The 25,267-nt window shown below is 73.2% G+C and carries 24 protein-coding genes and 1 riboswitch; of the genes, 6 read left to right on the top strand and 18 right to left on the bottom strand.

The window, feature by feature from the left end:
- The first annotated feature begins 6 nt into the window (after positions 1–6).
- Positions 7–1,686: a CocE/NonD family hydrolase gene (locus ACI797_RS20075; RefSeq protein WP_456860731.1), complete on the top strand. Its 1,680-nt coding sequence runs from the start codon at positions 7–9 to the stop codon at positions 1,684–1,686.
- 67 nt (positions 1,687–1,753) lie between these two features.
- Here ACI797_RS20075 and ACI797_RS20070 read toward each other — a convergent pair whose 3' ends face one another.
- The 3 genes from ACI797_RS20070 to ACI797_RS20060 are packed head-to-tail and all read right to left on the bottom strand — an operon-like array spanning position 1,754 to position 2,797.
- A complete protein-coding gene (locus ACI797_RS20070) occupies positions 1,754–2,149 on the bottom strand; it encodes a type II toxin-antitoxin system VapC family toxin (protein WP_456860729.1) in 396 nt (131 codons plus the stop codon).
- The gene (locus ACI797_RS20065) at positions 2,146–2,367 is read right to left on the bottom strand and encodes a FitA-like ribbon-helix-helix domain-containing protein (protein WP_456860774.1); all 222 of its coding nucleotides are present in this window, start codon (positions 2,365–2,367) and stop codon (positions 2,146–2,148) included. Before ACI797_RS20065 ends, ACI797_RS20070 begins: the two co-directional genes overlap by 4 nt.
- Before the next feature lie 43 nt (positions 2,368–2,410).
- Positions 2,411–2,797: a DUF6398 domain-containing protein gene (locus tag ACI797_RS20060; RefSeq protein ID WP_456860727.1), complete on the bottom strand. Its 387-nt coding sequence runs from the start codon at positions 2,795–2,797 to the stop codon at positions 2,411–2,413.
- Positions 2,798–3,095: 298 nt separating this feature from the next.
- Between ACI797_RS20060 and ACI797_RS20055 the strand changes: the two genes are divergently transcribed.
- Positions 3,096–3,920 carry an oxygen-binding di-iron domain-containing protein gene (locus tag ACI797_RS20055; RefSeq protein WP_456860725.1) on the top strand — a complete coding sequence of 275 codons (825 nt, stop codon included), beginning with the start codon at positions 3,096–3,098 and terminating at the stop codon, positions 3,918–3,920.
- A 7-nt stretch (positions 3,921–3,927) separates the two neighbouring features.
- Here ACI797_RS20055 and ACI797_RS20050 read toward each other — a convergent pair whose 3' ends face one another.
- Positions 3,928–5,409 (bottom strand): lytic murein transglycosylase, encoded by a 1,482-nt coding sequence (locus ACI797_RS20050; RefSeq protein WP_456860723.1) that lies wholly within the window; start codon positions 5,407–5,409, stop codon positions 3,928–3,930.
- Between the two features lie 187 nt (positions 5,410–5,596).
- Positions 5,597–6,106, bottom strand: a complete 510-nt coding sequence (locus ACI797_RS20045) for a C40 family peptidase (protein ID WP_456860721.1) — start codon at positions 6,104–6,106, stop codon at positions 5,597–5,599.
- A 35-nt stretch (positions 6,107–6,141) separates the two neighbouring features.
- Positions 6,142–6,231, bottom strand: a riboswitch (cyclic di-AMP (ydaO/yuaA leader).
- A 330-nt stretch (positions 6,232–6,561) separates the two neighbouring features.
- On the opposite strand from ACI797_RS20045, the gene ACI797_RS20040 reads away from it, so the two are divergent.
- On the top strand, positions 6,562–6,756 hold the full coding sequence (locus ACI797_RS20040; RefSeq protein WP_456538780.1) for a hypothetical protein: 195 nt from the start codon (positions 6,562–6,564) through the stop codon (positions 6,754–6,756).
- Here ACI797_RS20040 and ACI797_RS20035 read toward each other — a convergent pair.
- The 4 genes from ACI797_RS20035 to ACI797_RS20020 form a co-directional block, all read right to left on the bottom strand.
- The gene (locus ACI797_RS20035; RefSeq protein ID WP_456860719.1) at positions 6,753–7,406 is read right to left on the bottom strand and encodes a DUF6308 family protein; all 654 of its coding nucleotides are present in this window, start codon (positions 7,404–7,406) and stop codon (positions 6,753–6,755) included. The two genes, ACI797_RS20040 and ACI797_RS20035, sit on opposite strands and share 4 nt — an antisense overlap.
- Positions 7,407–7,459: 53 nt before the next feature.
- Positions 7,460–8,674 (bottom strand): hypothetical protein, encoded by a 1,215-nt coding sequence (locus ACI797_RS20030; RefSeq protein ID WP_456860717.1) that lies wholly within the window; start codon positions 8,672–8,674, stop codon positions 7,460–7,462.
- Between the two features lie 11 nt (positions 8,675–8,685).
- Positions 8,686–9,417, bottom strand: coding sequence for a DUF3761 domain-containing protein (locus ACI797_RS20025; RefSeq protein ID WP_456860714.1), 732 nt, complete (start codon positions 9,415–9,417; stop codon positions 8,686–8,688).
- Between the two features lie 138 nt (positions 9,418–9,555).
- Positions 9,556–10,461: a protein-tyrosine phosphatase family protein gene (locus tag ACI797_RS20020; protein WP_456860712.1), complete on the bottom strand. Its 906-nt coding sequence runs from the start codon at positions 10,459–10,461 to the stop codon at positions 9,556–9,558.
- Between the two features lie 158 nt (positions 10,462–10,619).
- On the opposite strand from ACI797_RS20020, the gene ACI797_RS20015 reads away from it, so the two are divergent.
- Positions 10,620–13,328 (top strand): MGH1-like glycoside hydrolase domain-containing protein, encoded by a 2,709-nt coding sequence (locus tag ACI797_RS20015; RefSeq protein WP_456860710.1) that lies wholly within the window; start codon positions 10,620–10,622, stop codon positions 13,326–13,328.
- Positions 13,329–13,405: 77 nt separating this feature from the next.
- Here the strand turns inward: ACI797_RS20015 and ACI797_RS20010 are convergent, their stop codons facing one another.
- From ACI797_RS20010 to arfA, 6 genes are read right to left on the bottom strand one after another with little or no spacing between them, the layout of a single operon-like run.
- Positions 13,406–14,401: a glycoside hydrolase family 43 protein gene (locus tag ACI797_RS20010; RefSeq protein ID WP_456860708.1), complete on the bottom strand. Its 996-nt coding sequence runs from the start codon at positions 14,399–14,401 to the stop codon at positions 13,406–13,408.
- Positions 14,398–15,429 carry an aldose epimerase family protein gene (locus ACI797_RS20005; RefSeq protein WP_456860706.1) on the bottom strand — a complete coding sequence of 344 codons (1,032 nt, stop codon included), beginning with the start codon at positions 15,427–15,429 and terminating at the stop codon, positions 14,398–14,400. Before ACI797_RS20005 ends, ACI797_RS20010 begins: the two co-directional genes overlap by 4 nt.
- Complete coding sequence (locus ACI797_RS20000; protein ID WP_456860704.1) at positions 15,426–16,325, bottom strand: carbohydrate ABC transporter permease; 900 nt, start codon at positions 16,323–16,325, stop codon at positions 15,426–15,428. The genes ACI797_RS20005 and ACI797_RS20000 overlap by 4 nt, the downstream gene beginning before the upstream one ends.
- A gap of 3 nt (positions 16,326–16,328) precedes the next feature.
- The gene (locus ACI797_RS19995; protein WP_456860702.1) at positions 16,329–17,327 is read right to left on the bottom strand and encodes a carbohydrate ABC transporter permease; all 999 of its coding nucleotides are present in this window, start codon (positions 17,325–17,327) and stop codon (positions 16,329–16,331) included.
- Between the two features lie 2 nt (positions 17,328–17,329).
- On the bottom strand, positions 17,330–18,643 hold the full coding sequence (locus ACI797_RS19990; protein WP_456860700.1) for an ABC transporter substrate-binding protein: 1,314 nt from the start codon (positions 18,641–18,643) through the stop codon (positions 17,330–17,332).
- A 52-nt stretch (positions 18,644–18,695) separates the two neighbouring features.
- On the bottom strand, positions 18,696–20,234 hold the full coding sequence (gene arfA / locus ACI797_RS19985) for an arabinosylfuranosidase ArfA (protein WP_456860698.1): 1,539 nt from the start codon (positions 20,232–20,234) through the stop codon (positions 18,696–18,698).
- Positions 20,235–20,398: 164 nt separating this feature from the next.
- On the opposite strand from arfA, the gene ACI797_RS19980 reads away from it, so the two are divergent.
- The gene (locus ACI797_RS19980; RefSeq protein ID WP_456860696.1) at positions 20,399–21,433 is read left to right on the top strand and encodes a LacI family DNA-binding transcriptional regulator; all 1,035 of its coding nucleotides are present in this window, start codon (positions 20,399–20,401) and stop codon (positions 21,431–21,433) included.
- A gap of 58 nt (positions 21,434–21,491) precedes the next feature.
- A complete protein-coding gene (locus tag ACI797_RS19975; protein ID WP_456860694.1) occupies positions 21,492–22,325 on the top strand; it encodes a phytanoyl-CoA dioxygenase family protein in 834 nt (277 codons plus the stop codon).
- An 11-nt stretch (positions 22,326–22,336) separates the two neighbouring features.
- On the opposite strand, the gene ACI797_RS19970 is transcribed toward ACI797_RS19975, so the two are convergent.
- From ACI797_RS19970 to ACI797_RS19960, 3 genes are read right to left on the bottom strand one after another with little or no spacing between them, the layout of a single operon-like run.
- Positions 22,337–23,959 carry a hypothetical protein gene (locus ACI797_RS19970; RefSeq protein WP_456860692.1) on the bottom strand — a complete coding sequence of 541 codons (1,623 nt, stop codon included), beginning with the start codon at positions 23,957–23,959 and terminating at the stop codon, positions 22,337–22,339.
- Positions 23,944–25,119 (bottom strand): hypothetical protein, encoded by a 1,176-nt coding sequence (locus ACI797_RS19965; protein ID WP_456860690.1) that lies wholly within the window; start codon positions 25,117–25,119, stop codon positions 23,944–23,946. The genes ACI797_RS19970 and ACI797_RS19965 overlap by 16 nt, the downstream gene beginning before the upstream one ends.
- 1 nt (position 25,120) lies before the next feature.
- Positions 25,121–25,258, bottom strand: coding sequence for a hypothetical protein (locus tag ACI797_RS19960; RefSeq protein ID WP_456860688.1), 138 nt, complete (start codon positions 25,256–25,258; stop codon positions 25,121–25,123).
- Between the last annotated feature and the right edge of the window lie 9 nt (positions 25,259–25,267).

Raw genomic sequence — 25,267 nt, 5'->3', positions numbered from 1 at the left:
GCGCTCGTGCCGGAGCTCGACCGCCTCGTCCCCGCCGCCGGGGAGCCGCTGACCCGTCCCGCCCGCTTCGTCGCGCGCACGCTCGACCGGCGCTGGCAGCTGCCGCCGGCGACCAGCGCCATCCGCGTGGTGCACGACGTCGACGTCCCGATGCGCGACGGCGCCGTCCTGCGGGCCGACGTCTACCTCCCCGACACCGACGGGCCGCACCCGACGGTGCTGCTGCGCTCGCCCTACGGCCGCACCGGCCAGCTGGCGACCAGCATGGCGACGCCGTACGCCGCCCGCGGCTACGCGGTCGCGCTGCAGAGCGTCCGCGGCACGTTCGGTTCCGGTGGCGAGTTCGAGCCGGTGGTCAACGAGGAGCACGACGGGCACGACACGGTGGCGTGGCTGCGCGAGCAGCCGTGGTTCGACGGCCGGCTGGCCACCCTCGGCCCCAGCTACCTCGCCTACACGCAGTGGGCGCTGGCTCTGGACCCGCCGCCGGAGCTCCAGGCGATGGTGCTGCACATCGGCCCGCACGACCTGGCCCAGGCCGGCATGCTCGACGGCGTCCCGCAGCTGCTCAACCTCGCCGTCTGGACCGAGCTCATCGCCCACCAGGAGCGGGTCGGCACGGTGCGCGGGATGGTCCGGCTGATGACGGCGGAGCGGCGGCTGGCCCCGCACCTGCGAGTCCTGCCGATCGAGGGCCTGGCGCAGCGGTTCGGCGGCAACCCGGCGCCCTGGTTCGACGAGTGGATCGACCACTTCGACCCGGCCGACCCGTACTGGGACCGCTACCGCGCGACCCCGGCCGTGCACTCCTCGACCGTGCCGGCGCTGCTCGTCGGCGGCTGGCAGGACTGGTTCCTCGAGCAGACGCTCTACCAGTACGCCGTCCTGCGCGACCGCGGCGTCGACGTCGCCATGACGATCGGACCGTGGGCGCACCTGACGCTCGACGCCCGGGTGGCCACCCGGGAGAGCCTCGCCTGGCTGCAGGCCCACCTCCCGGTGGGGGAGGCTCCGGCACCTGGGCGGCCCCGCGTGCGGGTCTACGTGACCGGCGAGAACCGCTGGCGCGAGCTGCCGGACTGGCCGCCGGCGACCGAGGACCGCACCTGGTACCTGGCCCCGGCCGGCGGGCTCACCGACGCTGCACCGACCCAGCCCGGCGCGGGCACGTTCGTCACGTACGACCCGATGGACCCGACGCCGTCGGTCGGCGGGCGGGTGCTCGCCCGGGGCGCCGGCCGCCGTGACAACCGGCGGCTGGAGGCGCGGCCCGACGTCCGCACGTTCACCACCGCGCCGCTGGAGGAGCCGGTCGAGCTGCTCGGCGGCGCGACCGTGCGGCTGTTCCTGTCGTCGGACAACCCGTACTCCGACGTGTTCGTGCGGCTGTGCGACGTCGACCCGCGCGGCCGGTCGGTCAACGTCACCGACCAGCTGGTGCGGCTGAACTCCGACGACGGCGCCCTCGAGCGGACCCTCGACGTGACGCTGCCCGACACGGCGCACCGCTTCCTCGCCGGGCACCGGGTGCGGCTGCAGGTCTCCGGCGGCGCGCACCCGCGCTACGCCCGCAACCTCGGCACCGGCGAGCCGATCGGCCGGGCCACCGAGGGCCGGCCGGTCACCCACCGGATCGGCCACGACGTCGCTTCGCCGTCCTCGGTCACGTTGCCGGTCGGGCGTTGATCATCGGCAGGTGGTTGCCGCCGCCGGCGTGGCGACCAGCCATCTGCCGATGATCGATCTGTCCGGCTCACGCGGTCGGAACGACGAAGGGGCAGCGCGGTCCGGGAGCCCGGGTCAGGTGCAGGTCGACCGTGGCCAGCGGCGCGTCGAGAAGTTCGGCCAGTGCCACATAAGTGGCGTCGTACGCGGTGACGCTGTCCCGAAGCTCGAGCACCCGGTCGAGGAGCGCCTCGTGGGCGTGACGGGAGACGGCGAGCGCTCGCAGGTCGGCGAGGAACGCCGCGCCGTCGGCCGCCGACAGACGTCCGGAGAGCACCCACCGCCGGATCGCTGCGGTGACCTCGACGTCGATCAGGTGCGGTGCGTGGGCGTCGTCGCGCGCCAGGAGTGCGCGAGCGCCGTCGCCCTCGTCACCGGCGACGAGGAGACCGGCGACGACGACGGACGCGTCGACGACGATCAACGCTCCGGCCGGTCGGCGTGCACGGTTCGCACCACTTCGGCCAGTGACACGTCCAGGCGCCGGGAAGCCGACCGGGCAAGGACCTCCGCAACCGGCGGGCGTGCGGCGACCCGCTCGAGTTCTCGCAGCACGTACTCCGACAGGGAGACCCCCGCCGCGGCTGCGCGGCGGCGGAGCTCGGCGTGCACGTCGTCGGGGACGTTACGGACCTGCAGCATCCTCGTCACCACCGGATCGTCGCATGTGATTCGCATGCTCTGGTCACGTCGATCGCGACCGGAGGAGGTCCCGGATGGTGACGACCTCACGGCGGCGCCGCGCCGTCAGGTACTCCGGGGAGCCGAGGGCATGGCTGCCGTACGGGTCCAGGCCGATGGCGCACAGCATCACGCTCGCGCGCTGGGACGGTGACGCGGTGGACGCCCCGAAGAACCGCATCAGCTCCTGGACCTGGAGCTTGGCAGGCCCCACGCTGTCGTTCGCCTTCGCCACGAGCCAGCAGACCGTGGCGGCCGCCGTCTCCGGCCGACCCTTGCGACGGAACACCACCGGATCGCCGGCTGCGACCGCCGCGAGCAGCCGCCGGCAGGCAGTCTGGTGTTCGACGTCGAACAACGTGTCGCAGCACCGATCGACCCAGTCCAGCACCTCCGACGAGGTCGGGTTCGCGTCGCGGAGGTCGTGCACTGGACGCCGAGCGGCGGCGGGCGTTCCTGGTGCGCTTCGGACGGCGGGACACGGGGGGACGCTAGATCGGTAGCAGGCCGGCGGCGGGAGGAAGGCACGCGCTGTGGACAGTCCCTTCGGCTGTGCACATCAGTCGCACCAGAACGGGCACGCGGACGACGTCGTTCGAGCGACGCCATCAGTCAGAGGACCTACGACCGTGTCCGCGAAGTGCCGTGCGGCCTAGCTTCAGCGGCCATCCACCACCTGGAGGTCCGCCATGGACGAGCCGTACCAGGGCGCCGACGACGTCCACGTCCTCCCCGCCAACCTCACCCTCCCGGGCATGGGCGTGCTGCCGATCAACGCCTACCTGCTGATGGCCGAGCAGCCGGTCCTCATCGACACCGGGCTGGCGATCGACGACGAGGACTTCGTCGCCGCGCTCACCTCCATCGTCGACCCGCACGACATCCGCTGGGTGTGGCTGACCCACGACGACGCCGACCACACCGGCAACCTGCAGCGGGTCATGGACCTGGCGCCGAACGCCACCCTGGTCACGCACGGCTTCGCCGCGCTGCGGATGTCGACGTGGTGGCCGGTTCCCCTGGACCGCGTGCACGCGATCCGCCCCGGCGACGAGATCTCGGCCGGCGACCGCACCCTCACCGCCGCCACGCCGCCGCTGTTCGACAACCCCATGTCGACGGGCGTGCTCGACCGGTCGACCGGCGCGCTGTTCAGCGTCGACGCCTTCGGCGCGATCCTCCCCGAGGCGACGCAGCACATCTCCGACGTGCCGCCCGAGGCCCTGGCCGGCGGCATGCTCGGCTGGGCGACGGCGGACTCGCCGTGGGCGCACCTGGTCGACCGGGTGCGCTTCGACGAGGTCCTCGGCCGGGTCCGCACCCTGGCGCCGTCGCGGATCTTCTCCTCGCACCTGCCGGCCGCGAGCGGGACGTCGCTGGAGGACTTCCTCGCCGTCCTCCAGCGGGTGCCGGACGCCGAACCGGACGTGCCGCCGGACTCCGAGCAGTTCACGCAGATGGTCGAGGCGATGACCGAGCTGCAGCGCCGGGGCGAGCCGGTCCCGACGTCCTGACCAGCGGTCAGCAGGTGGGTGCGGGCAGCCCGGTGAAGGCCCGCAGCGCTGTCAGGAACGGCTCCAGCCCGTCCGCACCGAGGACGACGGTGACGTGCTCGACCTCGCCGGGCTGCAGCCGGTCGGTCGCCTCGAGTGCGGTCGCCAGCTGCTCGGCCCGCTCCTGCTCCGCGGCCGGGTAGGTGAGGGCGGTCGGCGCTGGCGCGGCGGTCGTGACCGTGCCGACGACCAGCCCGGCCGCGGTGAGCAGCTGCGCCGTCTCCTCGCGCACCGCCGGATCGCCGATGGTGTCGACGACGTCGACGGTCAGCGGCTCGGGCGCCGGACACGTCGGGGTGGGGGTCGGCGTGGGCGACGGCGTCGGCGTCGGGGTGGGCGTCGGGGTGGGCGTCGGGGACGGCGTGGGTGAGGGAGTCGGCGTCGGGGACGGCGTTGGTGAGGGAGTCGGCGTCGGGCTCGGCGTTGGTGAGGGGGACGGCGTCGGCGTCGGAGTCGGCGTCTCCGTGGGCGTCGGCGTGGGCGTGGGAGTCGGCGTGGGAGTCGGGACCGGCCCCGGGTCAGCGGGAGCCGCGACCACCGGCGGCTCCTCGACCGGCGGCTCCTCGACCGGCGGTTCCGCTGCGGCCGGCGGGGGAGCGACCGAGACGGGCGGCAGCGGCGCCGGTGGCGGCTCCGTCGTCGGCAGGACCGGCGGCTCGCTCCCGGCGTAGGCGGCGGCCAGACCGAGCACCTTCGCCACGTAGGCGTCGGAGTGGTTGTAGGCGAACACCGCCTTGACCCGGCCCTCGGTCGACGTCAGGTCGCCGCCCGCCCGGCACAGGTACGCCGCGGCCGCGGCGGCCGCGTCGAAGATGTTGAACGGGTCCTCGGTGCCGTCGCCGTTGCCGTCGCGGCCGTACAGCGCCCACGTCGACGGGATGAACTGCATCGGCCCCACAGCGCGGTCGAGGGTGGCGTCGCCGTCGAAACGGCCGCCGTCGGTGTCGCGGATCAGCGCGACGCCGACCCCGTTGAGCGCGATGCCGACGATGGGTGGCGACGACAGCCCGTCGGTGTGCAGCTCGGCCCCGGCGAAGCGGCCGTGGTTGGACTCCACCCGCCCGATCGCGGCCAGCAGCGTCCAGTCGATGGTGCACGGGGCGCCCGCCGCGGCCTGCCGGTAGGCGCCGAGGGCGGTCGACGGGATGCCGCTGCCCGCCAGCGTGGAGGCGGTCAGGACGACGTCCTGCGGCGCCGGCTCCTCGGCGACCACGACCGGCTCGGGCGCGGGGGTCGCCGTGGCCGCTGCCGAGGTGCTGGTGGCGGAGCTGCTGGTGGCCGAGGTGCTCGTGGCGATGGCGGTCTCCCGCGACGCGGTCAGGTACGCAGAATCGGCCGGTGCCGGGGGAGCCGTGGGAGCCGCTGCGGGCGCGAGCCCCTGGGGGAGCGCGATCAGCGCGGCCACGGTCAGCCCGGCGGTCAGCACCGCCGACGCGTGCCGTACTCCCACGGGCTGCCCCTACCGCCGTCATCGGACCTGGCGGTGCCACTGAACCGCGCCCCTCCTGCCCCGCGGAAGGGGTGTCCGCGCGACGAGCGGGTGAACGGGGGTGAAAAACGAGGCCGTCGATCATCGGCAGGTGGCTGCCCGACACGCGGGAACGGGCAGCCACCCGCCGATGATCACGGGAGGAGCGTCAGACGATCCGGCGGGCGGTGTTGTAGTCCGGCATCGAGTCGACGTTCACGACGCTGACCGGCTTGCCGTAGGTGGACGAGTGCACCATCTGCCCGTTGCCGATGTAGATGCCGACGTGGCTGACCGAGCTGTAGAAGAACACCAGGTCACCGGGCTGCAGGTTGGCCCGGTCGACCGGGGCCCCCAGGGTCGACTGGGTGCGCGACGAGTGCGGCACGCTCACCCCGGCGGCCGCGTAGGCGTACTGGACCAGGCCGGAGCAGTCGAACGAGCTCGGCCCGGCGCCGCCCCAGGCGTAGGGCTTGCCCTGCTGGGCTAGCGCGGTGTCGACCGCAGTCTGCGCGGCGGCGTTGGGTGCGGCGACCGCAGCCGCGGTGGCAGTGGGAGCGGCCGGGGCCGCGGTGTTGGCCGAGGCGACGCCCGGGGTGAGGACGAGCCCCGCCGCAGCGGCGACGGCGAGGGCAGGACCGGTGAGGCGGCGTGCGAGAGACGTGTGTGCAGTCGTCATCGACGACGGGTTCTCCTTGTTCTCCGTGGCCGCCTACCGGGTTAGCTGACGGGTTCGGGCGGGAGAACCTGCCCGGCGCGACGTCGTCGTCGCGCTTCACCCCAGGACTGCGGTGGGTCCCCGGCCCGGGTGCCGGCGCGCGGCCGGCCGCCCGGTTCGGCGGCGTCCGAGCGGGTGTCCCCAGGGTTTCGGGGACGGGTGCGGCCCGGTCGGACGCGACGACGCTAGGAAGATCGCGGAGGAGGCGGCAAAGCGGGGACGACGGTGTACCCGGCGCCGGCCTGCCACCCGACACGCCTGCCCGACCACCGGCGACGCGGAAAGTCGGCCCGGGGACGCCCGGGAAAAGCGCAGGTCGGACGATCTCGGCCACGTCAGCGTGGCCGCACGCGGTGTAGGCGACCGCTGCCGGAGGGGCACCGTTTGGGGCCTGGCCGGCCGGGCACCGAAGCGTCATGACCCAGGGACCGCAGGGTGGCACCCGCAACGAGGACCAGGAGCAGGTGTCCGCCGCACCCGAGCAGTCGCCGCGCGCCGCGCAGGGCCCGATGTCGGGCGACGTCACCCGGGTGCCGGGCGACCAAGACGTCGAGGAGGGCGCCGACGCCAAGGCGCCGGGCATCTCCGACGCCACCGGCCCGACCGGCTAGAGCAACCCGTCGGGGTCGGCGAGGGCCGCACCGAGCTTCTCCTCGTCCGTTCGCGGCTTGAGCTTCTTCGTCCTGCCCTCCATCCAGGTGATGACGTCGTACACCCGGAGGGCGGTCACGTCGGTCGGCAGTCCGGCGTCTGCCCGGAGGCGCTCGAGGCGCTCGTGCAGACGACCGCCGTCCGCCTGCAGCTGTTCCCGAAGCGGCACCCACTGCGCGTCCCGGCAGTGGGTGACCTGCTCAACGATCGAGTCCTTCACGGGGATCAGCTGCGGACGCTTCCGTGCGAGCAGCTTGCTCGCGATGGTGCGCCCCACCCCCGGCAGCCCCTTCAACCGGTCGTAGAGGACCCAGGCCGGCCACCCCGGGACGATGTCCGCCGTCTCGTCGCGAAGGTCCCGGTCGATGCCCACCTCGTGCAGCAGGTCGGCGAATTCACCGCTCATCGAGCCCAAGAGCCGGTGCGCGGCCATCGGAGGGACGAACACAGAGAGGAAGCTGACCGCCACGAGGTCCTCGGCCGTGAAGCGGTAGGGGTCCTGCGGGCCGCCCCACCCGTCGAAGTACGAGCCGGTGAACCGCTGGCCGCCGTCGCGGCCGTAGTACCGCTTCAGGTGGCCGAGGGCCGTGGCGTCGTCGTCGGTCGTCAACGCCGTGGGCAGCTGATACTCGCGAGCAGCTCTCCGAGACCGCCGTGACCGTCTCACGGCGTGAGGTCCAGCGGCTCGCTCGTCGGCCGGACCGCCGGGTCCGTCCACGTCCGGATGGCGCGCGCCGTCCAGGGGACGACGTCGTCCAGACCGGCGGCCAGCGCCCGCGTGTAGCTCGGGACGTGGAGCGAGTGCTCCGCCTGGCCGCCCACCGCCAGCGTGAGCCTGATACGGGCCGACGATGCGGCGCCGAGCCGGTCGACGAGCGGGGTGCGGTAGGCCTGAGCCCAGACGAAGTAGTCGAGGCCTTGGAGGACGAACAGCGGGTCGGCGTTCTTCTCCACCTTCGTCTCCACGACCGCGATGTCGCCGTTCCCGTCGAGGCCGAGCAGGTCGATGAACCCACGGGCCCACGGCCTCGTGCTGTCCGTCGGGCGCCAGGCCGGCACCTCGCGCATGGCGTTCTGCTCGATGCCCACAACGGCCGGCACCCGGCGGATGGCCGCCTGCAGGAGGTGCTCGTCATCCCTGCGCACGAGCGGGTCCTCACCTGCGGCACGCTCCTCCACGGCGGCGTCGACCGCGGCCAGCACGTCGCCCAGCTCGGCCTGGGTCAGGGGGCCGGAGAGTTCCCAGGCGCGTGCGGCGCGCTCCTGGTCGCTGTAGTGGATGCCGGCGCGCACGCGGATCCCGGCGTCGGCGCGGGCCATGGAGAGCACGCGCTGACCCCGGTAGTGCCAGGAGCGCTCGTTCTGACGGTGGGCGGAGTCGAGCCGTGCGTCGGCGGTCAGCCGATCGACCAGATCTGCCACCCAGTCGGCGCGCTCACCGAGGTGGAGAGCCGTCGCCGCTCGCCGGAACTCCTGCTCCGGCGAGCGCCCCGCGATGGCGTCACCGATCCGGTCGACCGTCTCTCCGGGCGTCCGCTCGACGGCAGGTCCGGCGTGCCGGCCGTCGTGCAGCCAGAGCTTCGGTCGGACCGCCTCGCGCAGCCACGGGATGCGCTGCTGTGTGGCCGTGGCCATGTCGTGGGGTAGGGCGAGCAGCAGGCGTCGACCGCCCGCCCAGGCGAGGCCGTAGGCCAGGGCCAGCTCGACGCTGCGCTGCTCCTGCTCGCCGGCCACGAGCAGGTAGCGCTCGTCGTCCGCAAAGCAGGCGAACCTGGCCGAGCCGCTCTCCGTCCGGCTCAGCCGCGGGTCGATCGACGCGGCGATGTCGGCTGCGGGCCGGTCGTTGAAGGTGTCTCGCTCGAGGGCGACGGTGCTCATGGTGTTTCCGTTCAGATCAGCCAGGTGGCGACGCCGCCGTGGTGCGAGCAGGTGCCCCGCCGGTTGGCCGAGTACGAGTAGGTCCCGTCCTCGCAGATCGCGGTCGGACCACCGGTCTGCGGCACCTCGGTGGTGCCTCCGCCCCCGCCGGACGTGGAGGAACCACTGCTGGAGCCGCCGCCCGCAGCGGGCGCGGGGGCCGGTGCAGGCGCGGGTGGGGGAGCGGGCCGGGTCCAGCTGTACGCGCACGCGGCGTCGACCGTCCGGCCGGTCGCGTCGGTGAGGACGGCGTGGACGGTGAAGGAGCCGGCCGCTCGGTAGGTGTGCGAGAAGATCGCGCCGAGGTGCTGGTCGTCGTTGGTGTAGACGTCCCCGTCGCCGTAGTCGATGACGACCGTGAACGGCGCCGTCGCGGTGATCTGGTGCCCGAAGACCGGGGAGGCGTTCGTGCTGCCGGCCGGGCAGCTCATCGCCATGACCGGAGCGGGGGGCGCCGGAGCCACGGCTGCCGTGCTCGACGGCGCCGTCGTCCGGGGAGCCGGTGTGCTCCGCGGTGCGGGGGCGGACGAGGAGGGAGCCGCCGACGAGGTGGCCGACTGCTCGCTGGCGGTCGGCGTCGTCTCGGTGTCGCCGGACCCGATGCTGCCGATCAGGCCGAGCGCGAAGATGCCGCCGACCAGGCCGACGCCGAACTTCTTCTTCCTGTCCGGCCGGCCGCCGCCGGTCCGCTGGGACGTCGCCATCGCCGTTCCTCCTCGGGCGTGCCCCCGTGGCTGCCCGCGCAGAGTGTGCGGTCACTCTCACCGCAGAGCGCCGCACCGACGCCGCGGGGAACCGGAACTGTGACGGCCGTGACTCCGCCCGCCACATCCGCACCAGAGCTAGCGCATCCGGTCCAGGGCGGCGGTGAAGCTGGCGTTCCACAACCCCAGGTACGGCCAGCGGGACGCCACCCGCGCCGTCGCCTCGTCGGCCGAGAGGCCCTCGGTGCGGCGCAGCCACGCGCGCAGCACCAGCCCGGTCCGTGACGCCCCGCCGTGGCAGTGCACCAGCAGCCGCCGGCCCTCGGTGCGCAGCGCGGCCATGTCGGCCAGCACGTCCTCGAGGACCACGTCGAGCTCGGTGTTGAACTCGTCGTCGGCTAGGTAGGCCATCCGCTGGACCTGGTGCCCGAAGGGACGACCCACGCGGCACAGCGAGATCACCGCGAAGTAGGGGTCGCTGGACCGGGCGCCGTCCAGGTTGCCCGCCCAGATGCCCGGCAGCACCTCGCGCGGGCCGATCCGGGGGAGGACCCCGCCCTCGAACGGCCGGGGCTCCCGCCCGTCGAGCACCGGCGCGAGGTCCAGCAGCTCGTCCAGCCCGACCGGCCGGCCGTCGACCACGCCGTGCACCACCGACGACCAGCGCATCGGGATCCCGGCCATCCCGAACACCGCGCCGGCCAGCGCCCCCGCCGCCACCGCGTCCCCGCGGGCGTCGATCACCTGCCGCAGCACCCCGGCGAAGTCGGCGGCGGGCAGCGACACCGGCTCCCCGTCGAGCGCCCGGTACAGCCCCTCGGGCACCGGCAGCGGCCGCCGCGCCAGCAGCTCCTCGAACGCCGGCGTCAGCCGCCCGGGCGGATCGCCGGTCATCTCCGTCCGCGACCCGCGTGCCGGCACGGGGAACCGCCGGGAGAACTCACCGGCCGGCGCTCCCGCGAACGGGGCGGCCAGCGCGTCCCCGACCGCCGCGCCCACCAGTGCACCGGCCACGCGGTGCGACCGGTGCATCGGCGGCGTCACGGCCGCGACGGTACGTCAGCCGGCATCGGGGGCCCCTCGCGTTCCCGTTCAGGCCCGCGGACGCGGGCGGCCGGACCCGCGAGTCCCACCCGGCCCTGGTGGCCCGCCCGTGACCCCGTCGGCCACGGAGCGCTTCTCAGCCGTGGCACCGTGGGGTCGTGTCCACCGCAGTACCCGGCGACCGGGACCGACCGGTCGCGGCCCCGCCCCGCACCGCCGAGCACGCCCGGCTGGCCGAGTCCGCCGACATGGCCGCGCCCTGGCGCCAGTGGGGGCCGTACCTCGCCGGCCGCCAGTGGGGCACCGTCCGCGAGGACTACTCCGAGGACGGCGACGCCTGGGGCCACTTCCCCTTCGACCACGCGCACGCCCGCGCCTACCGCTGGGGCGAGGACGGCCTCGGCGGCATCTGCGACCGCTGGGGCTTCCTCAACTTCTCCGTCGCCCTCTGGAACGGCCGGGACCCGATCCTGAAGGAGCGGCTCTTCGGCCTGACCAACGCCGAGGGCAACCACGGCGAGGACGCCAAGGAGTACTGGTGGGCCGTCGACGGCACGCCCACGCACTCCTGGATGCAGTGGCTGTACCGCTACCCGCAGGCGGAGTTCCCCTACCGGCAGCTGCGCGAGGAGAACGCCAAGCGCTCGCGCCTCGAGCGCGAGTACGAGCTGGCCGACACCGGCGTGCTCGACGAGGACCGGTTCTTCGACGTCCGGGTCACCTACGCCAAGAACGCGCCGGACGACGTCTGCATCGTCGTCTCCGCCACCAACCACGGCCCCGACCCCGCGCCGCTGCACCTGCTGCCGCAGGTCTGGTTCCGCAACACCTGGTCGTGGGGCCGCGAGCACCGGCAGGGCACCCTCACCCAGCTGCTCGCCCCGACGCTCACGGCGAGCGGGCTGGAGGCCGTCGAGGCGGAGCACGGCTACCTCGGCCGGTACGTGCTCGCCGCCGAGGGCGCGCCCATGGTGCTGTGCTGCGACAACGAGACCAACGCCGTGGCGCTGTTCGGCGCCGGGCGCAACGCCAGCCGGTACCCGAAGGACGGGATCAACCGCTGCGTCGTCCACGGCGACCGGTCGGCGGTCAGCCCGTCGGACTCCGGCACCAAGGCCGCCTTCTGGTACCGGTGGGACGCCGTCGCGCCGGGGGAGACCGTGGAGGTCCGGCTGCGGCTCCGCCGGCAGGACCCGGACGACGACGTGTTCGGCGACGGCTTCGACGAGGTGCTGGCCACCCGCAGGGCCGAGGCGGACGACTTCTACGCGCACGTCATCCACGAGGGCGTGTCCGACGAGGACCGGCACGTGGCCCGCCGCGCCTACGCCGGCCTGCTGTGGACCAAGCAGCTCTACCGGCTCGACGTCTCCCAGTGGCTGGACGGCGACCCCGAGTCGCCGGCGCCGGAGTCGCGGCGCAAGCGCGGCCGGCGCAACACCGGCTGGCGGCACCTCGCCCTCGCCGACGTCATCTCCATGCCGGACGAGTGGGAGTACCCCTGGTTCGCCGCGTGGGACACCGCCTTCCACTGCATCCCCCTGGCGCACGTCGACCCCGACTTCGCCAAGGAGCAGCTGGTGCTGATGTGCCGCGAGTGGGCCATGCACCCCAACGGCCAGCTGCCGGCCTACGAGTGGGCGTTCGGCGACGTCAACCCGCCGGTGCACGCCTGGGCCGCGTGGCACGTCTACCGGATCGACGGCTACCGCGACCAGCAGTTCCTCATCCGGGTGTTCACCAAGCTGCTGATGAACTTCTCCTGGTGGGTCAACCGCAAGGACGCCGACGGCTCGAACGTCTTCGAGGGCGGCTTCCTCGGCATGGACAACATCGCGCTGTTCGACCGGTCGGCCCCGCTGCCGCCCGGCTACCGGCTGGAGCAGTCGGACGCGACCAGCTGGATGGCGTTCTACTGCCAGCAGATGTTCAAGATCGCCCTGGAGCTGTCCCGGTTCGACCAGGCGTGGGACGGGACGGCGACCAAGTTCTTCGAGCACTTCCTCTCCATCGCGCAGGCCATGAACACGTTCGGCTCGCACGAGGTGTCGCTGTGGCACGAGCAGGACGGCTTCTTCTACGACGTCCTCGTCGCGCCCGACGGCCGGGCGCAGCCGCTGCGGATCCGCTCGATGGTCGGGCTGCTGCCGATCCTCGGCGTCACCGAGGTGCCGGGCTGGATCGCCCGCGACGCCCCCGACCTGGCCAACCAGCTGCGCTGGCTGCAGCGCCGCCGGCCGCACCTGATCGGCCCGCTGCGCAGCCGGTCGGCTCCCGAGGGCCGCAAGATGGTGCTGTCGCTGGTCAGCCGCGAGCGGCTGCAGCGGATCCTGGAGCGGATGTTCGACCCGGAGGAGTTCCTCTCGCCCTACGGGATCCGCTCGCTGTCCAAGGCCACCGGCCAGGTGGTCGCCCGGTTGGGCGACCGCGAGTTCGGCATCGAGTACGAGCCGGGGGAGTCGCGCACCGGCCTGTTCGGCGGCAACTCCAACTGGCGCGGGCCGGTCTGGTTCCCGGTCAACGTGCTGCTCGCCGACAAGCTGCGCACGCTGGGCCGCTTCTACGGCGACGACTTCACCATCGAGATCCCGACCGGCTCGGGCAACCGCTGCACCCTGGTCGACGCCGCCGACCTGATCGACCACTCGCTGACCGCGCTCTTCCGGCCGGTCGAGGGCAAGCGCCCGGCCGACGGCAAGCGGATCGAGGCCGGCGACTCCCCGCTGTGGCGCGCGCACCCCACCTTCAGCGAGTACTTCGACGGCGACACCGGCGAGGGGCTGGGGGCCACGCACCAGACCGGCTGGACGGCGCTGGTCGCCCACCTGCTCAACCCGCGGCTGCCACCCGACCCGCGCTTCGCATAGGGGTTCGGCCGGTGCTCGTGCTCTGCCCAGCATGCTGGGCAGAGCACGAGCATCCGGGGACCAGGAGTGCCGGGGGGTCAGCCGGCGGGTTCCGTGACGACCGAGGGGACGCCGTCCTCCCAGGCGAGCTCGAGCACGTTCATCCCCCGGTAGGTGATACCGCCGTACCAGGAGTGGAAGACCAGCCGGTCGCCGTCGGCGGTGGCGACGACGTCCTGGCCGCCGGGGCCGATGTAGCGGCCGTCGCTGGCGTCGGTGGAGAACAGCGGCTCCTCCGACTTGGTGTACGGGCCGGTGACCGCGTCGGCCGTCGCGTAGCCGATCGCGTAGGTCTCGTCGCCGTAGCTGTTGGCCGAGTACAGCAGCACGTAGGTGCCGTCCCGGGCGACCAGCGTGGGCGCCTCGACCAGCTCGCCCTCCCACTCCAGGTCCTGCTTGACCAGCTGGACCGGCGGGCCGGCCAGGGTGAGCCCGTCGGCGCTCAGCGGCGCCAGGTAGAGCCAGGTGTCCAGGCCGCAGCAGTTGCCGTCGTTCTTCCACAGCAGGTACGGGGTGCCGTCGTCGTCGACGAAGGTGGAGGCGTCGATCGCCCCGCCCTGCTCCGCGGGGCAGACCAGCATGCTGTCGCCGACCACCTCGAACGGCCCCTCCGGCGCGGTCGACGTCGCCACCGCGATGCACTGGACCGCCGGGTCGAAGTTGGTCGTCGTCGTGTACATGACGAAGGTGTCGCCGAAGCGGCTCACCTCCGGCGCCCAGGTCTTGCCCGGGATCACCCAGGACGGCAGCGTCGGCAGCGCGTCGTCGGGCAGCGCCTCCCACGACTCGAGGTCGGTCGAGGTGGCCACCTGCACGTTCAGCGACGCGGTGTTGGTCGCGTACGCGTAGTAGGTGCCGTCCACGTCGAGGACGTCGGGATCGGGGAAGTCGTCGTCGAGCACCGGGTTGCCGTCGACCTCCGGTCCGGCCGAGGACGGCGACGCCGCCGAACCGGAGCCGCCGCTGTCGTCGGACCCGCCGCCGCAGCCGGTCAGCACCAGGAGGCCGACGGCCGCCAGGGCCAGCCGCCTCACGAGGCCGTCCCGAACCGGAACACGGTGGTCGTCGCGTACCGCTCGCCGGGGCGCAGCACCGTCGAGGGGAGCTCCGGCCGGTTGGGGGAGTCCGGCAGGTGCTGGGTCTCCAGGCACAGCCCGTCGCTCTGCCGGATCAGCCGGCCGCCCCGGCCGACCGCGCCGCCGTCGAGGAAGTTGCCCGAGTAGAACTGCACGCTCGGCTGGTCGGTCAGCACCTCCAGCACCCGCCCGGAGCCCGGGTCGGACAGCCGTGCGGCGAGCCGCAGCCCGTCCCCGTCGAGCACCCACGCGTGGTCGTAGCCCTGCGCCTTGACCAGCTGCTCGTGGGCCTCCCGCAGCCGGTCGCCGACCCGCCGCGGCGCGCGGAAGTCCAGCGGGGTGCCGTCGACCGGCTCGATGCCGGTGGGGATCAGCTCGTCGTCGACCGCGACGAACCGCGACGCCGCCAGCTCCAGCACGTGGTCCTCGACCGTGCCGCCGCGCCCCCCGAGGTTCCAGTAGGCGTGGTTGGTCAGGTTCACCACGGTCGGCCGGTCGGTGGTGGCCTCGTAGGACAGCGTCAGCCGGTCGTCGTCCAGCACGTAGGTGACGGTGGCGGTGAGCTCGCCGGGGAACCCCATGTCGCCGTCCGGGCTGGTCAGCGAGAGCGCCACCCCGCCGGGGACCTCCCGGGCCGACCACAGCTTCGAGTGGAACCCCTCGGGGCCCCCGTGCAGGCACGCCACCCCGTGGTTGGCGGGCAGCACGTGCTCGACGCCGTCGAGGGTGAACCGCGCGCCGGCGATCCGGTTGGCGTACCGGCCGGCCACCGCGCCGTGGTAGCTGCCGTCGGCCAGGTAGCCGGCGAGGTCGTCGAAGCCGAGGACGACGTCGGTGACCGTGCCGCCGGCGTCCGGCGCGCACACCGACTGCAGCACCGCGCCGTAGGTCAGGACGGCGACCTCGGCGCCGCCGGCGCGCAGCACGAACCGCTCCACCTCGCGACCGTCGGGCAGCGCGCCGAAGTGCTCGCGCTGCACCGTCACCCCTTCAGCCCGGACCGCGAGACGCCCTCGATGATGAACCGCTGCGCCCCGACGAACAGCGCCAGCACGGGCACGCTGGCGATCACCGCGCCGGCCATGAGCAGGTCGTAGCGCACGGCGTTGGCACTCTGCAGCGTCGCCAGGCCCGGCGGAAGCGTCTGCGACTCCGGGCTGAAGAGGACGTACACCGGCCAGAGGAAGTCGTTGTAGTTGGTCAGGAACGACAGCATGGCCAGGGTCACGAGCGCCGGGCGGGACAGCGGCAGCACGATCCGCCAGAAGACCTGCCACCGGTTCGCGCCGTCCAGCCGGGCGGCCTCCTCGAGTTCGACCGGCAGGCCGATGAAGAACTGCCGGAGGAAGAAGACCCCGAACGCCGAGGCCGCCGTGGGCACGATGATCGCCAGCAGCGTGTCCAGCCAGTACAGCTGCGCGACGATCAGGTAGTTCGGGATGATCAGGATGACCGGCGGCACGAACAGCGTGGCCACGATCATCCCGAAGACGATCTTCTTGCCCCGGAACTCCATCCGCGCCAGGGCGTAGGCCGCCAGCGCAGAGGTGGCCACCACGAGCAGCGCGTGCGCAGCGGCGGCGAGCATGCTGTTGGCGAACCAGCGCAGCACCGGTGTGTCACTGGCGCCCAGGACCGCCTCGTAGGCATCGGTGGTGAACGGGTTCGGGATCCAGGTCGGTGGAAGCGAGGCGGCCTCGCCCCGGGTCTTGAACGAGGTCACCAGCATGAAGACCAGCGGGCTGACGAACAGCAGTGCCAGGGCGATCATCACCACGTAGCGCAGCACCCGCCGGGTCTTGCGGCCGGCCGGCTCCGGCGGCCGGGACGGGCCCGTCGCGGCCGGTGCGGTGGTCCCCGGCGTGTGCACGGAGGTCGCCATGGGTCAGCCCCTTCCCTGCCGCAGCGCCAGCGGCGCCGCGCCCTTCGGCTTCTGCCGCTCGCGGAACAGCCAGAACACGGCGATGCTCAGCAGCACCAGGAACAGCGTGAGGACGTAGCTCATCGCCGACGCCGCGCCCATCTGGTAGTTGCGCAGCCCGGTCTCGGCGATCTGGTAGATCGCGGTCCGGGTCTCGGTGCCGGGCGCGCCACGGGTGATCAGGTACGACTGCCCGAACATGTTCGCCGAGGCGATGATCGTGACCATCGTGACGAACGACAGCACCGGACGCAGGCCCGGCAGGGTCACGTGGCGGAACTGCTGCCATCGGCTGGCGCCGTCCATCTCGGCCGCCTCGTAGAGCTCCCGGGGGATGTCCTGCAGCCCCGCCAGGTAGATGACGGCGTTGAAGCCCAGCGTCCACCACACCGTGACCCCGACCAGCGCCACCCAGGCGGGCGGCGTCGAGGTCGTCCAGGCGATGTCGTCGGGCAGGCCGAGCAGCCCGAGGTAGTAGTTGACCGGCCCGACGTTGCTGAGCAGGTAGCGCCACAGCACGGTGACGACCGCGACGCCGAGCACGTACGGGGCGAAGTAGACCGCCCGGAAGAGGTTCCGGCCGGGGAACTTCTTGTTCATCACCAGCGCGATGACCAGCGGCACCCCGAGCAGCAGGGGAACGCTGAACAGCGTGAAGATGCCGGTGGCCCGCATCGCGTTCCAGAACGGCTCGAAGGTCACCGAGCCGGGTGTGAACAGGTCGCCGTAGTTCTCGAAGCCCACGAACGGCCGGTTCGGGAGGGTGTAGTCGTAGCGGTGCAGGCTGATCCAGAACCCGTAGACGATCGGCACCAGCACGAACGTCACGAACAGGACCAGGTACGGCGCGAGGAAGAGCCAGGGTGCGGCTCCGACGCGGTTGATGCCCCGCCGCCGCGGCGCCCCGCCGCGGCGGGCGTCGGACACGCTGTCGCTGCGGGGCGCCGTGACGGTGGAGGCCATGGCTAGTCCCCGAACTGCTCGGCGTTGCGTTCCATCAGCTCGGTCGCCCGTTCTGCCGCGGAGCCGAGGGCATCGGCGGGCGCCGCCTCACCGAGGACTCCCTCCGCCACCGCGGGCTCGAGGGTCTCGGTCTGCACACCGCCGAGACCGGGCACCGGCGGCAGGAACCGCAGCGTCTCGATCTGCTCGGCGATGACCGCCTGCGGCAGGTCCTGGAACGCGCCCTCCCGCTGCGACGCCCGCGCCGGGATCTGGCCGGAACCGGCCCACTCCTCGGAGTGGTCGCTCATCCAGGCGATGAACACCTGGGCGGCCTGCGCCTTGTTCTCGTCGTCGGCCGCCTGGCGGCTGACGAAGAAGTGGTGGGAGCTGGACCACACCGCCTGCTCGTCACCGATGGTGGGCACGGGCGCGATGCCGTACGGGGTGCCGGACTCCTCGAGGTCGTTGATCTGCCAGATGCCGTCCCAGGTGATGGACGTCTGGCCGTTCTTGAAGGCGGTGTACTGGGCGTCGATGGCCACGTTCGCCGGGCTGAAGCCCTGGTCGACCATCGAGCGCTGCCATTCGAGCGCGGCCACGCCGGCCTCGGAGTCGTACTCGGCCGCAGTGCCGTCGTCGCCGTACGGCTGGCCGCCGTTCTGCCACGTGAGGGAGAGGAACATGAGGTGGGCCGGCCAGAGGGTGGGGACCCAGAACGGCTGCTGGAACCCGGCCGCCTGGAGCTTCGTCAACGCGTCCATGAACGACGCCTCGTCGGTCGGCGGCTCGGTGATGCCGGCGGCCGCGAAGTGCTCGGTGTTGTAGTACATGGCCAGCGAGTGGACGTCGAGCGGGATGCCGTAGCGCTGGCCGTCGTACTCGCCGGCCGCCCAGATGTCCTCGGTGAAGTCGTCCTCCGTCAGACCGATGCCCTCGGCGAGGTCGTCGAGCGGCACGATGATGTTGCGGGCCGCATGGGTGGACAGCTGTTCGACGTGCATGACGCCGACGTCCGGGCCCTGCCCGGCCTGCACCGCGGCCGGCACCCGCTGGTAGAAGTCGGCCCACTGGACCGTGTTCGTCTCGATCTTGATGTTCTCGTGCTCGGACTGGAACTGCTCGACGAGCTGCTCCATGTACGGACCGTCACCGCCGGTGAAGCCGTTCCAGTACGACAGCGTCACCTCCTCGCCGTCGTAGGTCTCGGTGAAATCGCCGAGGCCTTCCGCTGCCGCCCCGCCCCCGCCGGGCCCCTGGCCGCCGCCGCAGCCGGCCACCACCAGGGCGCCGGCGAATCCCGCGGCGAGCACCGCGGTCCGGGTCGTTCGTCTCATCTGTTCGCTCCTCGTCGTCGAGAACCGCTCGGTGGGGATGGGTCGGTGCTGGTCAGGAAGTCGTCGGGGTCAGTCGCAGGACGTTCCAGGAGGCCGGCGGCAGGCCGACGGTCAGCCGGCCGTCCTCGAGCCGGGCGCCCGCGCCGGTCCGGGGGACGACCCGGTCGGGGGCGTCGGCGGTGTTACGGGCGGCGAGGTCGTCGTCGGCCAGCACGGAGTGCTCGGCCACCTGCAGGGCGCCGAAACCGCGGACGTCGGCGGTCAGCGGCAGCGTCTCGGTGGTGCTGCGGTTGACCGCGAACAGGCAGAGGTCGCCGGTGTCGTCATCGAACGTGGCCGTCGCGTGCAGCGTGGGCACCTCGCCGAACCGCTCGGTCGGGTGCAGGGGGGTGTCCACGAGCAGGCGCAGCACCCGCCCGCGGGCCAGCCGCGCCGCCTGCGCGAACGGGTGGAAGATCGTCTGCCGCCACGCGCGGCCGCCGGGCTCGGTGAGGATCGGCGCGATGATGTTGACCAGCTGCGCCTGGCAGGCGATGGCCACCCGGTCGGCGTGGTTGAGCAGCGAGATGAGGTAGCTGCCGACGACGACGGCGTCGACCACCGAGTAGTTGTCCTCGATCAGCGGCCGCGCGTACTGCCAGTCGAGGTTGGTCTGCCCGACGAAGCGCTCCTGGTACCAGACGTTCCACTCGTCGAAGGCCAGCCGCAGCTTCTTGGGCGAGCGCAGCCGTGCCCCGACGTGGTCGGCGGTGGCGATGACCGCGTCGATGAACATGTCCATGTCGGTGGCGGTCGCCAGGAAGCTCGCGACGTCGTCCCCGTGCTGCTCGTAGTACGCGTGCAGCGAGATGTAGTCGACGACGCCGTAGGTGTGCTCGAGCACCGTCGCCTCCCAGGAGGCGAACGTCGGCATCCCGCTGTTGGAGCTGCCGACGGCGACCAGCTCGATCGACGGGTCGACCAGCCGCATCGCCTTGCCCGCCTCGGCGGCCACCCGGCCGTACTCGTGCGCGGTCTTCTGCCCGATCTGCCAGGGCCCGTCGAGCTCGTTGCCCAGGCACCACAGCTTGACGTCGTGCGGGTCCTTGACCCCGTGCGAGCGCCGCAGGTCCGACAGCGCCGTCCCGCCCGGGTGGTTGGTGTACTCGAGCAGGTCGCAGGCCTCGGCCACGCCGCGGGTGCCCAGGTTGACCGCCATCATCGGCTCCACGCCGGCGGTGCGGGCCCAGTGCATGAACTCGTTGAGGCCGACGCTGTTCGGCTCGATCGACCGCCAGGCCAGGTCGAGGCGCGTGGGCCGGTCCTCCACCGGGCCGACGCCGTCCTCCCACCGGTAGCTGGAGACGAAGTTGCCGCCCGGGTAGCGGACCACCGTGGGACCGAGCTCGCGGACCAGCTCGAGGACGTCGCCGCGGAAGCCGGACTCGTCGGCGGTGGGGTGGTCCGGCTCGTAGATGCCGGTGTAGACGCAGCGGCCCATGTGCTCCACGAAGGAGCCGAAGAGGCGACGGTCCACGTCGGCGAGGACGAACCGGGGGTCGAGGACGAGGGAGGCTCCGTCGTCGGTGGATCGTGCCTTCGGGGAGGTCATCTGGTGCGAACCGTCCGGGGGGAGAGAGCGGCGGTGGTCTCGGGGTCGGCGGGGTTTTGCATCGTTGTACACGGGCCGTGTGGCGACCGCCACAGCACCGTTACCGAGTGGTGACCTGACGCGAAAGGAGCCACGCGGTTCGGTTGGTCGCTACCCTTCCGCCGATGAACGGGGACCACTCGCGCGTGAGCCTCAAGCACGTCGCGGCCCGGGCCGGCGTGTCGGTCAAGACCGTCTCCAACGTCGTCAACGGCTACGTGCACGTGACCGACGAGACCCGCGCCCGGGTGCAGCAGGCGATCGACGAGCTGAACTACCGCCCCAACCTGGCGGCCCGCAACCTGCGGCAGGGCCGCTCCGACGTCATCGCGCTCGCCCTGCCCGAGATCGACGCGCCCTACTTCGCCGAGCTGGCGCGCTCGGTGATCAAGTGCGCCGAGGAGAAGGGCTGGACGGTGCTCATCGACCAGACCGACGGGCTGGTCGACCGGGAGCAGCTCGTGCTCGACGGCATCCGCGGGCGGCTCATCGACGGGCTCATCTTCAGCCCGATCGCCCTGGGCGCCGAGGAGCTGGGCCGGCGCCGGGACACCGTCCCGCTCGTCCTGCTGGGCGAGCGCGTGTACGACGGGCCGGCCGACCACGTCTCGATCGACAACGTCGCGGCCGCCCGCGTGGCCACCGAGCACCTCGTCGAGCTCGGCCGGCGGCGGATCGCCGCGATCGGCGACCAGCCGCAGCCGCAGTCGCAGACCGCGCACCTGCGGCTGCGCGGCTACCAGGAGGCCCTGGCCGGGAACGGGCTGACCGCGCCGCCGGAGCTGGTGGTCCGGGTGGACGCCTACCACCGGGCCGACGGCGCCGAGGCGGTGCGCCGCCTGATGACCCTGCCCGAGCCGCCGGACGCGCTGTTCTGCTTCAACGACCTGCTCGCCCTCGGTGCCCTGCGCGCGCTGCACGAGCTCGGCCTGCGGGTGCCGGAGGACGTCGCCGTCGTCGGCTGGGACGACGTGGAGGACAGCCGGTACAGCACGCCGACGCTGACGACGGTCAGCCCGGACAAGGCGCAGATCGCCGAGCTCGCGGTGGACTTCCTGGCGTCGCGGCTGGGCGCGGGGCGGGCGGAGCGGCCGCGCGAGGTGACCGCGCCGTTCACCCTCGCCGTCCGCGAGAGCACCGCCGGTCGCTGCTCGGTTTGACAGCCGCCCGTTACAACGTTGTGAAATGGTGGAGCGGCGTCGAACGAAGGGGTTCGCGATGACCACCACCTCAGCTCGGACCGGCTACGACCGCGCGGCGATCGAGCAGGCCCTGATGACCGACGGGATCACCGCCCTCAAGGGCGCGTTCTCGACCGAGTGGGCCGACCGCATGCGGGAGGACATCGAGGCGGCGTTCGAGGAGGCCGTCGACCGCGAGGGCGGCGCCGTCGGGCGCGGGCCGAACCGCTACTACGTCGAGATCCACCCCGAGCAGCTGCGCGGCTTCCTCGACATCGTCTCGCACCCGTGGTTCCGCACCGTCTGCGAGACCGCGCTCGGCCCCGACTACAAGGTGCTCGAGCTGGGCTTCGACATCCCCTTCGCCGGCGCGATGAACCAGCCGTGGCACCGCGACTTCCCGTCGCCGCCGGAGACCTACGAGGGCCGGCGGCTGACCTCGCTGGCGTTCAACCTCACCGCCGTCGACACCGCCGAGGACATGGGGCCGTTCGAGATCGCCCTCGGCACCCAGTTCGAGGCCGGCCTCGACTGGCACCACCAGATGTTCCCGCCGAAGAGCGAGTACCCCCGCTTCGAGTCCCTCGCCGTCCGCAAGTACCCGCAGCGCGGGGACATCTCCGCCCGCTCGGCGCTGACCGTGCACCGCGGGACGAAGAACGAGTCGCAGAAGGCGCGGCCGGTGCTGGTGGTCGGCGTGGACGCGCCGGGCGCCGGCCACGACGCGTTCCACGACATGGCGATGACCCAGGAGTACTTCGACTCGATCCCCGAGGACGTGCGCCGGCACCTGCTCGGCCGCGTGGTGGACCGGCTGGAGCCGATCGTCCAGCAGCACACCATCGAGGGTCTGGGGATGGGCGAGGCCTGAGGCCGGGCACCTCAGCGGCGGCGGCGCCTCGTCGCGGGCGGCGGGTCGTCGCCGAGCCGGCCTGCGGTCCGCGCCGCGATGCCGCGGGGCCAGCCGTCGTCGCGGGCCAGCAGCGCGAAGTTGCGGGCCACGATCGCCGAGATCTCCTCCGGCGGCAGGCCCGAGGGGAAGAGCACGCAGCGCAGCGCCAGCCCGTGCCCGGCCGCCTCGCTGGAGGCGACGGTGACCGCCAGCTTCTCCACCTGCCGCGCCGACATCTCCCGCGCGGCCGCGCGCAGCGCCGCCCGCGTCGGCTTCTCCGGCGTCAGCGGCGCCAGGGCGGGGAACCACTCGGCGTCGTAGCGCAGCAGCTGCACCAGCAGCTCCTCGTGCGCGGGGCTCCAGGTGGTCAGCGACCACTCCCGCAGCAGGGCCTCGCGCACCACCGGCCGCCGCGCCACCAGCCCGGCCAGCCCCTCGGCGTCGTCGGTCAGCCCGACCAGGGGGACGTCGTGGCCCAGCCCCAGCGCCTGCTCGACCAGCAGCCCGGCCTCGGCGCTGATCCGCGGCACCCGCCGCCCGCGGGCCAGCTCGCGGACGAACCCGGCGCACAGGTCGCCCTGGGTCAGCCCGGCGAAGTCCGTCGTCCGCCCCGGGCTGCCCTCGAACACCGCGCGGAGGACCGCGCCGGTCTCGGCCGCGCGCACGCCCGCGCGCGCCGCGGGATCGCGCGCCACCGCCGTCCGCAGCGCGGCCTCGACGGCGGGCGACTCCGCCGCGGCCACGGTGACCACCGACGCCGCCCGCGGCGACTGCAGCCACGCCCCGGCGGCCGGCGAGGCCAGGACGGCGACCAGCTGGGCGTCGGTGAGCGTGGCCGGGTCGAGCTCGCGCCACTCGTCGGCGAACAGCCAGGCGTCGAGCTCGTCGACCCGCGCCACGTCGTCGGGGCACAGGTCGCCCTTCGCGGCGGCCTCCAGCAGCGCCCGCGCGCGGGCGGCGTTCGCGGCGTCGACCGGCGGCTGCCGGTACGCCCCGACCAGCACCTGGACGGCGGCGGCGTCGCCCATCGTCTCGGCCGTCCCGACGTGCAGCGAGACGCTGTCGGCCAGCGCGCGCGGCAGCACGTCGAACACCACCGACGCCGCCGGCAGCCCCACCTGGCCGACGCCGGCCGCGAGCGCCGCGAGCACCGCGCCCACCGCCGGCACCAGCGCCTCAACCTCGTGCAGCGCCAGCACCGGCGCGAGGCGGCGGGCGCGCGGGACGGCGACCGGCGGGGCGTCGCGCGACGGCTCCGCCCCGGCGACCGAGGAGAGGAAGCCGCCGGAGCGGTGCAGCGCCAGCACGTCGCGCGGGGCCAGCGACGACCCGCCGTCCCACAGCAGCTGGACGACGTAGTTGCCGGCCCGCCCGAAGTCGTCGGACACCGCCGGCGCCTTGGAGTAGGCCAGCCGCCCGCCGGAGGCAGACAGCAGCCCGAACGCCTCGCCGTCCCCGGGCGGGCGGATCAGCGCCCCGAGCGACGAGCGCGACGTGCCCAGCGCGGCCGGCCAGTCCCGCGACATCGCGAACACCCCGAAGCCGGGCCCCTCGAGGGTCCGGCTGGCGGAGGTGTAGACGAGCTGCGGGCAGGCCGTCATGCGCGTGGCCATTCGGCCAGCGCGGACTCCAGCTCCAGCCCCTCCCGCGGGATGAACCGGTGGCGGGCGAGCAGCACCAGCAGCGGGTCGAGGACCCCGCGCGGCGCGATCGTCGGGTACCGCCCGCCGGTGGGCTCGGAGCCGGTGGCCGAGACGGCGTGCACCGTCGGGTCGGGCAGCCGGCCGAGCAGCGCCGTCAGCAGGTTGGACCCGCCGTTGGTCTCGAGGAAGTCGACCAGCCGGCCGGAGTTGACCCGAACCTCCTCGAACAACCGCGGCAGCCCGGCGGGGGAGAGCTCCGGGTCGCGCAGCGCGTCGGCGGGGAAGTCGGGCCGCCCCAGCAGCTTGTCGGCCTTGCTGAGGATCACCGAGGCCGAGACGTCGGAGAGGTAGGCGTCCTTCTTCAGCCCGCGCGCCGAGCGCAGCAGGTCGGCCAGGTTGACCAGCATCTGCGTCGGGCGGGCCAGCCCGATCGAGGACTCGCCGGGGTCGGCCGCCGACGCCAGCCCGGGGAACATGCCCGGCGACAGGACGACGACGATCGAGCTGGCGACGTAGAGGAACTTCCCGAACCGGCCGAGGTCCTCCTTGCGGTAGAGCTGCTCGCCGGAGGCGTCGAAGAAGACGACGTTGAGCGACCGCTCGGCCTCGCCGCGGGTCGACCGCCGGAACACCACCGTCAGCGGCTCCGGCGACTGGCCCTCCTCCAGCAGCAGCGGGGTGAGCGGCAGCTGCCGGTGGTCGACCAGCAGCGGTTGGCGGTAGTTCAGCTCGAACCGGTCGGCGCTCTCCTCGTCCATCTCCACGGAGATGTCCAGCGGTGCCAGCGCCCCGGCGTAGAGCTGGTCGAGCAGCACGGTGAGGTAGGTCGACTTCGACGCGCCGGTGAGCCCGACCAGCCCGACGACGACGGTCGGCCGCTCCAGGTAGTCCGGCGGCAGCCGGTGCCCGCGCGGGCAGACGGCGGTGAGCCGGCGGGCGTCGCCCATCGCCGCGCGGAACTCCGGCGACGGTCCCGGCCCGTTCGGCTCGGGGGCCTTGAACGCCTCGGTGAACCGCGACCAGCGCGTCCGCGTGGGCGGCGGCGGGGCCACCCGCTGGCCGGCCGAGTTCATCCACATCGGCTCGGTGAACCGCTCCAGGCAGCGGGGGCAGACGAAGGTCCTCGGCACGTCAGCGCACCGTCAGCAGGAAAATCGCGAGCGCGCTCAGCGCGAACAGCAGCAGCAGCACGCGCTGGCGCTGCAGGTAGCGGTGGCGCCGTGCCTCCAGCGCCTGCTGGGCCAGGGCCCGCTGGTACATGCCGGACACGAGACCTCC

Source organism: Geodermatophilus sp. SYSU D00691 (assembly GCF_054050275.1).
The sequence above is the reverse complement of the archived record's forward strand: the minus strand, read 5'-3'. Positions and strand labels throughout refer to the sequence as shown.

Coding starts and splice junctions, on each gene's coding strand:
- ACI797_RS20065 (WP_456860774.1), bottom strand. CDS start 2,367: ATGCTGCAGGTCCGTAACGTCCCCGACGACGTGCACGCCGAGCTCCGC.
- ACI797_RS20055 (WP_456860725.1), top strand. CDS start 3,096: ATGGACGAGCCGTACCAGGGCGCCGACGACGTCCACGTCCTCCCCGCC.
- ACI797_RS20045 (WP_456860721.1), bottom strand. CDS start 6,106: ATGACGACTGCACACACGTCTCTCGCACGCCGCCTCACCGGTCCTGCC.
- ACI797_RS20040 (WP_456538780.1), top strand. CDS start 6,562: ATGACCCAGGGACCGCAGGGTGGCACCCGCAACGAGGACCAGGAGCAG.
- ACI797_RS20030 (WP_456860717.1), bottom strand. CDS start 8,674: ATGAGCACCGTCGCCCTCGAGCGAGACACCTTCAACGACCGGCCCGCA.
- ACI797_RS20025 (WP_456860714.1), bottom strand. CDS start 9,417: ATGGCGACGTCCCAGCGGACCGGCGGCGGCCGGCCGGACAGGAAGAAG.
- ACI797_RS20000 (WP_456860704.1), bottom strand. CDS start 16,325: ATGGCGACCTCCGTGCACACGCCGGGGACCACCGCACCGGCCGCGACG.
- ACI797_RS19995 (WP_456860702.1), bottom strand. CDS start 17,327: ATGGCCTCCACCGTCACGGCGCCCCGCAGCGACAGCGTGTCCGACGCC.
- ACI797_RS19990 (WP_456860700.1), bottom strand. CDS start 18,643: ATGAGACGAACGACCCGGACCGCGGTGCTCGCCGCGGGATTCGCCGGC.
- arfA (WP_456860698.1), bottom strand. CDS start 20,234: ATGACCTCCCCGAAGGCACGATCCACCGACGACGGAGCCTCCCTCGTC.
- ACI797_RS19980 (WP_456860696.1), top strand. CDS start 20,399: ATGAACGGGGACCACTCGCGCGTGAGCCTCAAGCACGTCGCGGCCCGG.
- ACI797_RS19975 (WP_456860694.1), top strand. CDS start 21,492: ATGACCACCACCTCAGCTCGGACCGGCTACGACCGCGCGGCGATCGAG.
- ACI797_RS19970 (WP_456860692.1), bottom strand. CDS start 23,959: ATGGCCACGCGCATGACGGCCTGCCCGCAGCTCGTCTACACCTCCGCC.